This is a genomic window from Ottowia thiooxydans DSM 14619 (assembly GCF_000422885.1).
In the GTDB taxonomy this organism is placed as follows: domain Bacteria; phylum Pseudomonadota; class Gammaproteobacteria; order Burkholderiales; family Burkholderiaceae_C; genus Ottowia; species Ottowia thiooxydans.
In genome coordinates, this window is sequence record NZ_AUGX01000069.1 from 1 (window position 1) to 13,340 (window position 13,340).

The following is a 13,340-nucleotide window of genomic DNA, read 5'->3' on the forward strand; positions in this document are numbered from 1 at the left end:
ACCCAAGAACTCTGATAACGCGCTGATTTTTCATGCTGAAATGAATATATGAACCTGTGCGGATCGTGAACGTGTTGCTAGAGCTGTTCTGTCAAAGCCTTGAATTTATCTTTCCCGTTAGGGAAAGACTAGCCATTCGAAGGCCGAGCGAAGCAATGGCCCGAGCGGGTATCCCACCCCTTAAGGCCGTGCCGAGGAGCGCAGGTCAAGGGGCCGGCCATCCGGGGGCGGGCAAGAGCACTGCAAGATGCTCTTGCTTCGTGAACTAGCTTGCGGCAGCTGTTTGAACGTAGTGAGCGAAGCGAAAGAAGAGAGTTCTGCCGCACCGCCTCTTGCCCGAGCACCGGAGGGTGCCCGAAGCGCAGCGTAGGGACACGGACTTGGGGTCGCCTTTCTTTGGCCTACATTGCTTGGGCCGGCCATCCGGTGGCGAAGCAAAGAAACGTAGGTGCGCCGCCGGGCGCAATTCCCGGCCTCCGACCTCAAGTAAACAGCAGAAAGCCATTAGCAACCGAAGCGCTTCAATCAACCGCCGCTTGCCCTCACCCCCGCCCTCTCCCAAAGGGAGAGGGAGTCAAAACATCCCGCCGCCTCCCAGGGGAAGAGGGAGTAAAAAATGCTCACAGCCTTGTTCTGGGACTCAAATCGGCAGGCGTGCCAGGCGACTTGACTCCCGGAGCCTGCGGCCGAGAACTGGATAGGAGCGAGAATTTACAGCTCCTCATGGCGCATGACCCGCCTAATGATGTAATCCTCCCCATGGCCATTAAATCCACCATCTTCAAAGCTGATCTGGCACTGGCTGACATTGATCACGGCTGCTATACCGATCTGGCGCTGACTCTTGCGCGCCACCCCAGCGAAACTGACGAGCGCATGATGATGCGCTTGGCAGCGCTGGCCTTGAACGCGCACCAGGTGCAAGACCTGTGCGGCGGGGATGCCAAGATTGGTTTTGGCGCCGGCCTTTCCAGCCCCGACGAGCCAGACGTGCAGCTGGTGGATTTCACAGGCCGCACCCGGCTGTGGATTGAAGTGGGTCAGCCGGATGAGAAGCCGCTCGTCAGGGCCTGTTCTAAAGCAGATCAGGTGATCTTGTACGTCTATGGGCCTGCCGGGGAGATTTGGTGGCGAGGGATCGAAAGCAAGCTGTCACGCCTGGATCGCCTGAGTGTGTGGCGGGTGCCTGCGGATCAGGCGCAGGCGCTCAATGGCCTGGCCGCTCGTTCCATGCAGTTGTCTGCAACGGTGCAGGAAGGTCAGCTCACGCTGGGCGTGGGGAACGCCAGCGCGAGCCTGGAGCCGGTTCGCTGGAAGTAGATGCCGTTGCGCTTTATTTCCACAAAGCACTGAAGCTCTAATCAGCCGCCGGCAAATCCAACGCGCGCTTTGCCGGCACACCTTTGCGGCCGGCTTCCATCTCCGCGAGAAAAACCGCGTTCTTGATCTCTGAATTCTGTTGAAAAGACTTTGAGCCCGCGCAGGGGAATGCCTGCGTGTTGGCCGCAGCGCGCAAATTCCCATAGAGCGATATCGACGCAGCTGTGACTAAGTCACGGTGGGGTGTTTATGTGTCGCCATCGCGCTAAAGGAAGATATTGAGCACCCCGGATTTGCTCAATTTTCCCCCTTCAACGCTCGCCCTCTGTCAATCGAGCTGGATCTTCAGATCGCGGATCAGCTTGTGCCAGCGTGTATTTTCGCGGGCCAGCAGGGCGGTGTACTCTGCTGTAGTGCTGCCCACTGGTTCAACCCCGAAATCGGTGAATTTCTTGCTCACAGCCGGGTTTTGCATGGCTTTGGCGGTGGCTTGCTGCATTTTGCCCACTACATCGGCGGGTGTGCCTGCTGGTGCCACCAAGCCGACCAAGGCGGCGGCTTCTACGCCTTTCAGGCCCAATTCAGCGAATGTGGGGACGTCGGGCAATTGGGGCACGCGTTGGGCTGTAAACACGGCAAGGGGTGTGACTTTGCCGCCTTTGATGAACCCGGCCGCTGCCGCGAAATCGCTGATACCCAGGGTAACTTGGCCACCTGCAATATCAGCCAGTGAGGGGGCTGCGCCGCGATACGGGATATGAACCAGGTGCAGGCCTGCAGTTTGCTTGAACAGCTCCAGCGCCAGATGGTGCGGACTGCCGGAGCCAGCGGAGGCGACGCTGTACTTGCCAGGGCTGGCCTTGGCTTTGGCGATCACGTCTTTCGCGCTCTTGAATTCGCTTCCCGGTGTAGTGACGAGCATCATGGGGACCCGGCCGATGAGGGAGACGGGCGCCAGATCGCTCACCTTGTAAGTGAGGCTTTTGTAGAGCACCGGGTTGAACACCAGGTGGCCGTTGTCTGCGTTCATCACAGCGTAACCGTCTGGTCCGCCGCGCAGGATGTCTTGCACTGCAATGGCACCGTTGCCACCTGGTTTGTTGTCCACCACGATGTTTTGGCCCAGATCCGTGGCCATCTGAGCGGCCACCGTGCGCGCCATGAAGTCGGAACCGCCGCCTGCGGGGTAGGGCACGACCCAACGGATCTGCTTGGTGGGCCAGGCGGATTGGGCCAGGACAGGGTAGCTGGCAGTGGCGCCAGCGAAGGCGGCCAGAGCGATCAGGGCTTTTTTCATGTGTTTTGTCTCCTCGGGGGATAACTTGAGTTGATATGGGAAATTGGCAGGTGCACTATCTCAACGCACCATCGTCTTTATGGCGATCGGGGGTTTCCCTCGGGTGTGGCGCTCACACCTTCTCAGGCGTCCCGGCGCCAGATGAGGTGTGCGGAACGGGCTTCGGGCGTGCCGTCTTCAAACCGTGCGCTGAGGTAGAGCAGGCCGTCACGCATCTGTGCGGTACGGCGCTGTATGCCGCCCTCCCAGTTGGGATAGAGGCTGTGCTCCACATGGTGGGCAATGACGGTGCCTCGATCACTTTCGCCTTCCACCTCCCAGCCGCCTGCATAGCTGAAATAGCTGCTGTAGGCGGCCACTTTATCTGCCTCGCTGGCCGTCCATTGGCTGGCAGACAGGGGTGGGCGATCTGTCTTCTCAATAACGCAGAACATGCCATGTGCGCTGTATTCGATGAAGCCGCGCAGCGCCTGGCCCAGCGGGTAGCTTGACCGCCCGTCGTCGTAATCTTGCCGCCAGTCAACGATGCGCCATCGGCCCAGGATGTCTTCTTTTTTCATGCTTGGTTTTCGAGGAGAAACTCGGAGATGAGCCGCGTGAAGGCAGCGGCTTTTTCAATCTGTACCCAATGGCCACATTCACCAAAGACGTGCAGATCTGCATGAGGAATCAATCGCACCAGGCGCTCAGATACTTCCAGCGGAATCACTCGGTCGTCTCGGCCATGGATGATGAGCGTCTGATGGTTGATGCCGCGCAGCGCGGATTCAGGAAGGGCCAGCATTTCCACGCCGCGCTGGCGGGGTGGTGGGAACAATGCGGCAAAGCGTTCTTGCACATCCGCCCGCATGCTGGCTTCATAGCGCATCTTCACCAGTTCAGGGGTGACGATCTTTTGATCGAACGCGAAGACGCCAATCAGTTCACGCATGGCTTCGAGCGAAGGCTGGTAGCCCCAGACTTTTTCCAGGCCTTCACTGATGGGGAAAGAAACCCCCACCGCGCCCATCAGCACCAGGCGCTTGACCCGCTCCGGGTGCCGGTGCGCCAGGGCCAAGGCGATGGCACCGCCAAAGGAATTACCCACCACCGAGACCTGGGGCAGGTCCAGGGTGTCCAGGAGATCGGTGAGCTGACGTACCCAGGTGTCCACATTCAACGCCATGGTCTTGGGGCAACTGCTGTAGCCGAAGCCCAGCATGTCGGGGGCTACAACGCGTGCGCGCTCGGAGAGTACGGGAATCACGCCCCGCCAGTTGGCCCAGGCCGTGACACCCGGACCCGAACCGTGGATGAGCAAAATGGGCTCGCCTTGGCCCACGTCGTGAACGTTGATGGTGCATTCGCCAAGGGGCAGGGCGGTGGCGATTTCAGGCGATGGGATGACGGGTAGGCTCATAAGGGGTGGTGTCTCTTACGGTTTTCTTTATTCGGTAGGAGCAATCGGTGCGCGCAGGCCTTGGGCGGCGATGTCTTTGAGGATCTGGCGTGCCTGTTCGCGTTTCGCTGGGGGCAGCCAGGTGCGGTCATGCCCCCAGAGGCTCATTCCCGGCAGTTCACTGATTTGCCAGTCTTTGCCGATCAGGCGGCCGGCCCAACCAAGTTCCAGCATCCAGCCATCCGGCGTACGCAGATAGAAGGAGGTCACGTGGTCGTTGCTGTGGCGACCCAGTGAGACGCCTATGGACTCTGGCTGTTCCAGCGCCATGTCATAGGCGCGGCCCACGTCGTCCCATTCCTTGTATTCGAGCATGAGGTGGTAGACGCCCGGCCCTGTTCCCGTGTCTGCCAGCCCAATGGTGTGATGGCGCGGGTTGACATGGAAGAACTCCGCTACGAAGGGGGCGGTGGCTCGGTCGCTCATCGCGAAGCCCAGCACCTCGTGATAGAGGTGCTTCATGGCTGCAAAGTCTCCAGCCATCAATGCGGTGTGGCCTATTCCCAGATCAATGTCTCCCGCACGCGTGCGAAAGCCGCCAATAGGGCGACCGGGAACGAAGGGCGTGGCTGCGCTTTGCAGGCCGTGTGCCAGCTCTACCCGGTAGCCATCAGGATCGATGAAGTGCGCCATGGCGCTGACGCCGCGCAGCGCCCGTTCTTCAGCTGTAGACGGTGTGACAGAAAACCCAGCGGCTTCCAGCTTGGCGGTCGCGGCTGTTAATGCCTCGGGGCTGGTCACGGTGTAGCCCATGCCGAGCGTAGGCTTGCCGGTGCCCGCCTGCAGCAGCAGACGCTGTACCTTGTCGTCCAGGCGCAGGCGCACGCTTTTTCCGGGCTCGACCTCTTCGGCTTGCAGGCCGGCGATGGTGGTGGCCATCTGGATCCAGGCCGGGAGGTCAGGCGTGCCGATCAGGACGTAGCTCAGTGCATTGATCATGAAGATTCCCCAGATTTCAGTTGTTGGCCCGTTCGCGCATCATGCGCAGCACTGTGGCGCCGGTGCGTTCGATGTGAGCGCCAAGCACTTCATTCGCCAGCCCGGCATCGCGCGCTAGAGCGGCATCGAACAGGGCTTGATGCTCCTGGGTCACGTTGCGATCCGGCTCGCTGGTTTTCATCAGCACTCTCCGGTAACGGTCGCTCATGCCGTGCAGCAGCTCGCAAAAGCGCATCAGGATGGGCGAGCCGCACGCACTGATGAGCGTGCGGTGGAAGATGTGGTGACGCTCCTCCCAGGCGGTGATTTCGTCTGCCTGCCAGCGTTTGGCCTCGAAGTTCTTCAAGCGCTGAAAGGCGGTCATCAGCGCGATCTCCCAATCTTCTCCACCCAGACGAATAGATTCGCAGAGAGCCCGTTGCTCGGAGTGGATGCGTTGTGCCTTGATGTCCAGGAACTCTTCGATGCTTACGGGCGCTACGCGGTAGCCGCGCTGACCTGAGGGGATCAGCAGCCCTTCCGCCACCAGGCGTGACAAACCTTCGCGGATGGGGCTCAGGGAAACGCCGTAATCTTGACGCAACCCTTCCAGCTGCACGCGCTCGCCGGGCAGGCGGTTACCGGCCAGGATTTCCAAGCGTAAAGCCTGGGCGACATCCGTGGTGCGGGTGGTGATGGGTGGGGCTTCCTGCATGCGTCAGAGGTGCTGAGGAAGCCAAGATTACGCGATTAATATCCGATGTGTCAACGAATATCATACGTAATTCCTGGGCGCGCAACACGCTAATCAGAGGGTGCCATTAACGCACCACAGCCCCAGCATTGCTCGAAGCCGCCTTCAATCTCTTCGCCGCAGGCGTGGCAGACCCATCGGCGCTGAGGCACGCGTGCGAGTTCGGACAACAGGGTCTGGGCTGCCGTCTCGTGCTCGTCATGCAGCAGCCAGATTTCAGGCAGGCATTGATCGGGTGGCAAGCTACCCGCGACGCCAGAGAGGAACTGTCGTTGAACTGTGGCTGGATAACCGCCCTCGCAAAGCAGATCTACCCAGATCTGGGCGATAGCGGTATTGGGGGCGCGGGTGAGGCGACGCATAGGGCCATTGTGCACCTCGCCCAAAAATGACCTTTGAACACGCTCTTATCGCGTGACACCCACATCGGCAGTGCCATAGACCGTGATGCCGCTGCCTGAGGATGCGCTGCCATTGCTGCTCCCAGTGGTGACACAGCCCGTCAAAAGCAATGCTCCAAGCAGTCCTGCGCCCAGAAGAAGACCCAAACGTTTCATGGCTTCGAATTCCTTGCTTGCAAAGAGCCAGTATGCACCTGGGCTGAGTTTCTAGATCTCAAAAGGTAACGTAGAACGTTAGTATGAACACGCGCCTAGTCGGGGCTTGGTTTCTGCGGCAATTTCCAGAAGGCGAATGCACCTACGAGCAACATGATGCTCATCGTCAACAACACGGCTTTGAAGGGTTCCGCACCGGCGGCTTGCGCCAGCGTGGCAGCCAGCCCTGTTACCCACTGCATCAGCGAGATGCCCAGGAACATGGCCATAGTAAACAGCGAGAGCGCTCTTCCCCGCACATTGGCGGGGTAGGCGCTGTGCACGTAGCCGTATTGCAGCACACCGTATCCGGAGAGCAGGCCGTAGCCAATCGCAAAGCCTACGTCTACCCAGGCCACCGGCAGCATGCCCATGGTCGCCAGTAATGCCGCCGCCAGCACGGACAGCCCAATCATCCAGCGCACACGCTGTGCACCACCCGGGTCAAATCGGCCAAAAACGGCAGGGCTGAGCATGCTTGCAACCGTCATCACCAGGGCGACGTTTCCGGTTTGTACGAGCGAAAAATCGTGGCGATCAATCAGCAAGGGGCCCAACCACAAGCCGCGCAAAGTGATGAAGCCGGCATACGTCACGGCGGCGTAAATGATCAGGCCAGGCGTGTGCGGCAGCTTGAAAAGCAGCAACATTTCGTGCAGCGCGGTGAGGGGATGGGGGCGCTTGTGAACCCGGGCGTCGCTTTTGGCCACAGGCTCGCGTACCAACCACCAAATGCACGCCCAGGCGATGAGCGAACCTGCGGTCAGTACCCAAAAACCCCAGCGCCATGAGCTGACTTCGATGAGCCAAGCCATTGGGGTGGCCGTGGCCACTACACCGATGCTGCTGATGCTCATGATCAGACCAGAGGTTGATGTGAACTTGTCCGGGTGAAAGTGCCGAGCGATGAAGACGGTGCAGACGAGGAACGCGGGTGCGCAGCCGGTGCCGATCAACATCTGGCCGAGCAGCAGCGCCGTGTAGCCTTGGGCGTTGGCTGAGAGGGCGGCTCCCAAGATGGCCAGTGGGAACGCAGCGACGATAGTGCGTCGGATCCCAAAGACATCGATCGAGACCCCCATGACCAATTGCATGACGCCAAATGCAAAGTGAAAGGCCGCCGCCCACAAACCGAGCTGCTGTGGCGACAGGCTCAGCTCACGAGCCAGGGGCGGCCCCATGATGGACGCAGCCGTTCGAAATGCCTGGCTGAGCGCGAAAGCGCTCGCCAGTGTCAATAGCATGACCCAGGCCAGTTTGGGGCTGAGAGGGGAGTCCGGCGCAGCGCCGTGACTCGTGGCGGTGGAGGGGTTCACTGGCCGGGTTCGTCAGGATCAGTGGTGATGGCCGTGCGCACCATGCACGTGTCGATGAGTGATTTCCTCGGCTGTGGCGGCCCGGACCTCCTTCACGGTGGCGCTAAAACGGATAGCCTGACCGGCCAGCGCATGGTTGGCGTCCAGGTGCACCTCAGCGCCTTTGATCTTGACCACATTGAACAGGCGCGCTTGCCCATCCGGGCCTGGCCCTTGCAACTGGCCGCCCACTTTGACGCCCGGCGGGAAGTCGGTTTTGGCAAGGATTCGGACCAGTGATTCGTCGCGTTCGCCGAAAGCATCGTTTGGCTGGAGATCGAGCGTGACGCTTGCGCCGACTTCCTTGCCTTCCAGCTCCTGCTCCGCCTTTGGGAAGAGCCCTTCGTAGCCCCCATGCAGGTAGGCCGTGGCGCCCGCATCAAGAGGTTTGCCCTTCAGATCCGTGATGCGGTAGTTCAGGGTAACGGCAGTATCGCGTGTGATTTTCATAATTTGATCTAAAAAAGTGGCGGGCAGTGGACCTTCACTCCACCCCCCAAGCTATCCAGCAGCATCGTAAGGCCGCCAAGCAGACTTCGCCTGGCCACTGACGGTATCCCCTAAGGAGACGCCGTGTAAGCCCCTCAAGGACCCTTTCCACTACCTTGGCTATGCTACCGAATCAAAAGGCCGCGGAGCAGGCCATGCAAGTGCACCCGCGGAGCTGGCTTTGCCAGGCCGCCAGGTGCGTCCCCCCAGGGGGAAGGCGCGCAAGCGACTCAGGGGGGCTCGTCAGCTCAAGTGCTCTCCGGCGATTCCCGCCAGCTTGAACATGCCCACGCTGTCAGCGCCAAACACGGGGCGAAGCTTGGCGTCGGCAAGGATGGTGCGCTTGTCCTTGGGGTCTTGCAGGTTGTTCGCCTTGATGTAGTCCCACATCAGTTTCACCACCTCGCCACGCCCGAATGGGCCATCGCCAATGACGGCGGCAAGTGCCGGGCTGGGCTTCAGGGTGCCGGTGCGAGGGGCTTTGGGCTTTTCAGCTTTGGCGGCCTTGGGCGCCTTGGGGGTGGCTACCTTCTTGGCGGCGGCTTTCTTGGCAGGTGCTGCTGATTTGCCAGCTGCTGCACCCCCGGACTTGGCCGCGCCGGCTCGGGTGGCTGTCTTTTTCGCTGCGGCGGGGCGTGCCGGGTACTTGCCCGCTTTGCCTTCGCGCGGCTCGAACTCGAAGATCACCTTGTTTTCCTCGGCGTTCCAGGCCAGGCGGGCCTTGAAGCTGCGGCGGGTGCGCATGCTGACGAATTTATCGAGCAGGTCCGTTTTGCCGTCTGCGAGCAGCTTTGTCATCTGCTCGGGCTCTACGGGTTGCTGCAGGATGGTCTGCCCGCTCTTGAAGTCGCAAGTGGGCGTGGGCTGTTCGTGCGTGGGCACAGAACGTTCGCAAACGTAGTTCTTGCCAAACAGCTTCACAGGTCCGCCGCATTTAGGGCAGGCGCCCAGGCTGGGAACGGCTGAGAGGTCGACGATTTCGCCGCTCTGCTCGGCGCGGGCGTCATCGCCGAAATCAAACTCGAGCTTGAAGTTGTCCGCCTCTTCGTCTCGTACCAGGGTCAGCTCTGCCACGAAGGGCCAGCCAGCCTTGCTGCGAAAGCCTTCCAGCGGGCCGATCTTGCGGTCGCGCAAGAATGTCTCGGCTTCTTCCAGCGCGAATGCGCGGCCGGCGGGAGTCTTGGTGAACGAGAACCCACAGGCGCCCTCACCGTCGCCCGAAGGGCCGGTACAGGCATAGCGGCGGTAGTTTTCCTTCACCACGCCAGCGCAGTGCGGGCATGGGGTCTGTAGTGTGGCGTAGTCACCGGGTACGGTGTCGCGGTCGTATTCCTTGGCTTTCTTGACGATGCGCTCGGTCATCGCCGCAATCTCTTGCATGAAAGCTGCGCGCGAGAGGCGCCCTTGCTCCATTTGAGAGAGCTTGTATTCCCATTCGCCTGTCAGTTCGGGCTTGCTGAGCTCTTCCACTTCCAAGCCGCGCAGCAAGGTCATCAACTGGAACGCCTTGGCCGTGGGGATCATCTCCCGGCCTTCGCGCAGCATGTATTTCTCGTTGAGCAAGCCTTCAATGATGGCGGCGCGGGTCGCAGGCGTTCCCAGGCCCTTTTCCTGCATGGCTTCGCGCAGCTCGTCATCTTCTATCCACTTGCCGGCGCCTTCCATGGCGCCCAGCAGGGTGGCTTCGCTGTAGCGCGCAGGCGGACGGGTGCGTAGTGCCTTGGGATCGACCTGTTCGGCCAGTACCTTCTCGCCTGGTTGCACGGCCACCAGGGTTTTGCCCTCGTCCTTGCCATCGCCGGTTTCGCTGGCAGCTTCCTTGCCGTAGATGGCCAGCCAGCCGGATTTCATCAACACCTTGCCGTCTGAGCGGAAGTTGTAAGCCTTCTCCGGGAGCGTGGGGGTCGTCGCGCCGGATCCAGCGCCGGGCCGTCCCAAGCCGGAGCCAGCCCCCTCGGGGGGCAGCGAACCATGCAAAGCAGGGAGCGTGGGGGCAACAATCACGGTCGTGATTCGCGTGGTCACCTGATATTCGGCGCTGGGGTAGAACACCGCCATAAATCGCCGTACCACCAGGTCGTAGAGCTTTTGCTCAGCGTCAGACAGCGTGCCCGGGGCTTCCAGGGTGGGAATGATGGCGAAGTGATCCGAGACCTTGGCGTTGTCGAAGATGCGCCGGCTGGGCTTCACATAGCCCTGCTCCAGGGCCAGCTTCGCATGGGGCGCCAAGTGCCGCATGCCGCTGCTCGCCAGCATTTCGAAGGTCTTGCGCGCCACAGGCACGTAGTCTTCGGGCAGATAGCGCGAGTCGGTACGGGGGTAGGTCAGCGCCTTATGGCGTTCGTAGAGCGATTGAGCCAATGACAACGTGGTCTTGGCTGAAAAGCCGAACTTGCCGTTGGCTTCACGCTGCAAGCTGGTCAGATCGAACAGCAGGGGGGAGGCCTGCGTAGTGGGCTTGCTTTCTTCCTTGACGGTGCCTTGTTTGCCTCGCACGGCGTCTGCAATCGCCAGAGCCTCTCGCTCTACCCACACGCGGTCAGCACGCGCTTCTGTGTCTTCGCCCTTTTTCCAGGTGGGGTCGAACCACTTGCCCGCGTACTCTCCCGCCTGGGCCAGGAAGCTCGCGTGGATCTCCCAGTAGTCGCGCGCCACGTGTTTGCGGATCTGCTCTTCGCGCTCCACCACCACCGCCAGGGTTGGCGTCTGTACGCGGCCCACGGTGGTCAGGAAAAACCCGCCGTCGCGCGAGTTGAAGGCCGTCATGGCCCGTGTGCCGTTGATGCCTACCAGCCAGTCTGCCTCGCTGCGGCTGCGAGCGGCATCGGCCAGGCCCTGCATCTGCGCGTTGGAGCGCAGGTTGTCAAAACCGTCGCGGATGGCCTGTGGCGTCATGCTTTGCAGCCATAGGCGCCGCACTGGCTTGCTGGTTTGTTTGCCCTCCAGCGCATATTGCTCAATCAGCCTAAAGATCAACTCACCCTCGCGCCCCGCGTCACAGGCGTTGATGAGCGCGTTCACATCCTTGCGCCGCGCCTGTTTGACCACGGCGTTAAGCCGTGTCTTGGTTTTATCTACCGGCTTCAGGTCGAAGTGAGGTGGAATGACGGGCAGATGGGCAAAGCTCCATTTGCCGCGCTTGACGTCGTATTGTTCCGGCGCCTGGATCTCCAAGAGGTGACCCACGGCGCTCGTGACGACGTAATGTTCGTTCTCAAAATGCTCGTCGTGCTTATCGAATTTGCCGGCTACGGGCGTGAGTGCACGCACGATATCCTGAGCAACCGAAGGCTTCTCTGCAATGACCAATGTTTTCATGTGGCTAGAATTCGCTTTCCTCGCGCGGGCGCGCTCGCACACCTGTGCACGCGCATACGCATAAATTCACCATATCAAACTTTCGCCGTGGCTTCAAAAAATAGGCCCCCACGCTCCCCTGCTTCGCATGGTGCGCTGCCCCCCGAGGAGGCGATTCCTGTCTTGGGGCGTCGTATCCAGACGCGCCGCTCCGGTGTGCATGGCAAGGGTGTCTTCGCTGTACAGGACATTCCTGCTGGCGAGCGCATCATTGAATATGTGGGTGAAATCATTGGTTGGGACGAAGCGCTGCGCCGCCATCCGCACGATCCAGAGCAACCCAACCACACGTTCTACTTCCATGTAGACGAAGATCACGTGATAGATGCCCTGTACGGCGGCAACTCCTCGCGTTGGATCAATCACAGCTGTGAGCCCAATTGTGAGGCGGATGAGGAAGATGGGCGGATCTTCATCAAGGCGTTGCGCAACCTCAAGGCGGGTCAGGAGTTGAATTACGACTACGGTCTGGTCATTGATGAACCGCTCACACCCGAGTTGAAAGCCGAATACCCCTGCTGGTGCGGCAGTACCCAATGCCGGGGAACCTTGTTGGCGCCGGCGGAAAAGAAGAAAAAGAAGAAAGATAAGAAAAAGGGCAAGAAATCCAAGGGCCGGAAGAAATGACCCGGCTTCTTTGCACCGCCTGAACGGGGTCAAGCGCATGACAGGATCACGCTGGGCCCTGGAGGGCATCTCGCAATCGGTATCGCTGCTTTTGCCAGGATTCGTGATGGAGGTGCTGCCTGAGATCGATTCCACCAACAGCGAGCTGATACGCCGCGCGCGTGCCGGGCGTGACGCGCCTACGCTGCTCGTGGCTGAGGCGCAGACCGCAGGGCGAGGCCGGCTGGGCCGAAATTGGCAAGACGGCGCCGGTCAACCAGGCAGCGCGCTGAAGTTCTCACTCGGGCTTCCACTGGCGCCTGCAGATTGGTCGGGCTTGTCGCTGGCAGTCGGGCTGGCGGTGGCGGAAAGTTTGCACCCGGAAATCAGACTTAAATGGCCGAATGATCTTTGGTGGCAAGGCCGCAAGCTTGCAGGCATATTGGTTGAGACGGCGGGCGCGGCACATGCCACGGGTCGCTTTGTGGTGATTGGCATTGGCATCAACATCGAGCCCTTGGAAGGCCAGGATTTCTCTACTCGGCCGGCTTGGCTGCAGGCTCTGGATCCTTCCTTGGACGCGCCTGCTGCACTGGCGCGCATCGCACTGCCTTTGGTGCGCGCGGTGCGGGCGTTTGAGCGCCATGGCTTTGCGCCGCTGGCTGAGCGTTTCAATGAGCGCGATGCGTTTGCTGGGCTGGCGGTGCGGCTGTCGGATGGCACGGAAGGGCAGGCGTTGGGGGTGGCGGCTAATGGGGCGTTGCGGGTGCGGACGCGCACGGAGTTGCGGGAGATTATTAGTTCTGAGGTTAGTGTGAGGCCTTTGCTTGCTGCGGGAGATGCTTCTCCCGCTCCCTCTCCGTTTTCCACTCCCTCTTCCTCTCCTTCTGGAAGAGCCTGATGCAGGCACGCCTGCCGACTTGAACCCCAGAACCCGAGACTGTGGCTGAGCGCTGGATTTACTCCTTCCCCCTCTGGGGGAAGGTTGGGAAGGGGGCAAGCGGCGCTTGATTAAGCGCTGCGGTTGCTAGTTACCTTCTGCTCTTTTCTTGAGGTCGGAGACCGGGATTGCCCCCGGCAGTGCAGTCCCTTTCTTTGCTCGCCCAAAGCAAGGAACCAAAGAAAGGCGACCCCAAGTCCGTGTCCCTGCGCTGCGCTCCGGGCACCCTCCGGTGCTCAGGCAAGGGGCGGTGCGGCAGAACTCTCTTCT

General features: G+C 60.8%; 13 protein-coding genes. 3 read left to right on the forward strand and 10 right to left on the reverse strand.

Features of this window, described 5'->3' with window-relative positions:
* Window positions 1-759: 759 nt before the first annotated feature.
* A complete protein-coding gene (locus tag G518_RS0125840; RefSeq protein WP_028604959.1) occupies window positions 760-1,320 on the forward strand; it encodes a YaeQ family protein in 561 nt (186 codons plus the stop codon).
* A 328-nt stretch (window positions 1,321-1,648) separates the two neighbouring features.
* On the opposite strand, the gene G518_RS0125850 is transcribed toward G518_RS0125840, so the two are convergent.
* The 10 genes from G518_RS0125850 to G518_RS0125895 form a co-directional block, all read right to left on the reverse strand.
* Window positions 1,649-2,617: a Bug family tripartite tricarboxylate transporter substrate binding protein gene (locus tag G518_RS0125850; RefSeq protein ID WP_028604960.1), complete on the reverse strand. Its 969-nt coding sequence runs from the start codon at window positions 2,615-2,617 to the stop codon at window positions 1,649-1,651.
* Window positions 2,618-2,739: 122 nt separating this feature from the next.
* Window positions 2,740-3,177, reverse strand: a complete 438-nt coding sequence (locus tag G518_RS0125855) for a lipocalin-like domain-containing protein (protein WP_028604961.1) — start codon at window positions 3,175-3,177, stop codon at window positions 2,740-2,742.
* Window positions 3,174-4,016 (reverse strand): alpha/beta fold hydrolase, encoded by an 843-nt coding sequence (locus G518_RS0125860; RefSeq protein ID WP_028604962.1) that lies wholly within the window; start codon window positions 4,014-4,016, stop codon window positions 3,174-3,176. Before G518_RS0125860 ends, G518_RS0125855 begins: the two co-directional genes overlap by 4 nt.
* Before the next feature lie 27 nt (window positions 4,017-4,043).
* Complete coding sequence (locus tag G518_RS0125865) at window positions 4,044-4,994, reverse strand: VOC family protein (protein WP_028604963.1); 951 nt, start codon at window positions 4,992-4,994, stop codon at window positions 4,044-4,046.
* Window positions 4,995-5,010: 16 nt separating this feature from the next.
* Entirely contained in the window at window positions 5,011-5,688 is a 678-nt protein-coding gene (locus tag G518_RS0125870) for a GntR family transcriptional regulator (RefSeq protein ID WP_028604964.1), read from the reverse strand.
* A gap of 89 nt (window positions 5,689-5,777) precedes the next feature.
* Window positions 5,778-6,089, reverse strand: coding sequence for a hypothetical protein (locus G518_RS39580; protein ID WP_084652288.1), 312 nt, complete (start codon window positions 6,087-6,089; stop codon window positions 5,778-5,780).
* Window positions 6,090-6,134: 45 nt separating this feature from the next.
* The gene (locus G518_RS40530) at window positions 6,135-6,284 is read right to left on the reverse strand and encodes a hypothetical protein (protein ID WP_169458011.1); all 150 of its coding nucleotides are present in this window, start codon (window positions 6,282-6,284) and stop codon (window positions 6,135-6,137) included.
* Window positions 6,285-6,379: 95 nt separating this feature from the next.
* Window positions 6,380-7,639, reverse strand: a complete 1,260-nt coding sequence (locus tag G518_RS0125885) for an MFS transporter (protein WP_028604966.1) — start codon at window positions 7,637-7,639, stop codon at window positions 6,380-6,382.
* A gap of 18 nt (window positions 7,640-7,657) precedes the next feature.
* A complete protein-coding gene (locus tag G518_RS0125890; RefSeq protein ID WP_028604967.1) occupies window positions 7,658-8,128 on the reverse strand; it encodes an FKBP-type peptidyl-prolyl cis-trans isomerase in 471 nt (156 codons plus the stop codon).
* 282 nt (window positions 8,129-8,410) lie between these two features.
* The gene (locus G518_RS0125895) at window positions 8,411-11,485 is read right to left on the reverse strand and encodes a DNA topoisomerase III (RefSeq protein ID WP_028604968.1); all 3,075 of its coding nucleotides are present in this window, start codon (window positions 11,483-11,485) and stop codon (window positions 8,411-8,413) included.
* 135 nt (window positions 11,486-11,620) lie between these two features.
* Between G518_RS0125895 and G518_RS37025 the strand changes: the two genes are divergently transcribed.
* Window positions 11,621-12,151 (forward strand): SET domain-containing protein, encoded by a 531-nt coding sequence (locus tag G518_RS37025; protein ID WP_051237412.1) that lies wholly within the window; start codon window positions 11,621-11,623, stop codon window positions 12,149-12,151.
* Window positions 12,152-12,188: 37 nt separating this feature from the next.
* The gene (locus tag G518_RS37030) at window positions 12,189-13,031 is read left to right on the forward strand and encodes a biotin--[acetyl-CoA-carboxylase] ligase (RefSeq protein ID WP_051237410.1); all 843 of its coding nucleotides are present in this window, start codon (window positions 12,189-12,191) and stop codon (window positions 13,029-13,031) included.
* The last annotated feature ends 309 nt before the right edge of the window (window positions 13,032-13,340 follow it).

What these genes read in the sequence shown, in the direction of transcription:
- G518_RS0125855 (WP_028604961.1), bottom strand. Translation starts at nt 3,177, where the DNA reads ATGAAAAAAGAAGACATCCTGGGCCGATGGCGCATCGTTGACTGGCGG.
- G518_RS0125865 (WP_028604963.1), bottom strand. Translation starts at nt 4,994, where the DNA reads ATGATCAATGCACTGAGCTACGTCCTGATCGGCACGCCTGACCTCCCG.
- G518_RS0125850 (WP_028604960.1), bottom strand. Translation starts at nt 2,617, where the DNA reads ATGAAAAAAGCCCTGATCGCTCTGGCCGCCTTCGCTGGCGCCACTGCC.
- G518_RS37030 (WP_051237410.1), top strand. Translation starts at nt 12,189, where the DNA reads ATGACAGGATCACGCTGGGCCCTGGAGGGCATCTCGCAATCGGTATCG.
- G518_RS0125890 (WP_028604967.1), bottom strand. Translation starts at nt 8,128, where the DNA reads ATGAAAATCACACGCGATACTGCCGTTACCCTGAACTACCGCATCACG.
- G518_RS0125895 (WP_028604968.1), bottom strand. Translation starts at nt 11,485, where the DNA reads ATGAAAACATTGGTCATTGCAGAGAAGCCTTCGGTTGCTCAGGATATC.
- G518_RS0125860 (WP_028604962.1), bottom strand. Translation starts at nt 4,016, where the DNA reads ATGAGCCTACCCGTCATCCCATCGCCTGAAATCGCCACCGCCCTGCCC.
- G518_RS0125840 (WP_028604959.1), top strand. Translation starts at nt 760, where the DNA reads ATGGCCATTAAATCCACCATCTTCAAAGCTGATCTGGCACTGGCTGAC.
- G518_RS39580 (WP_084652288.1), bottom strand. Translation starts at nt 6,089, where the DNA reads ATGCGTCGCCTCACCCGCGCCCCCAATACCGCTATCGCCCAGATCTGG.
- G518_RS0125870 (WP_028604964.1), bottom strand. Translation starts at nt 5,688, where the DNA reads ATGCAGGAAGCCCCACCCATCACCACCCGCACCACGGATGTCGCCCAG.
- G518_RS40530 (WP_169458011.1), bottom strand. Translation starts at nt 6,284, where the DNA reads ATGAAACGTTTGGGTCTTCTTCTGGGCGCAGGACTGCTTGGAGCATTG.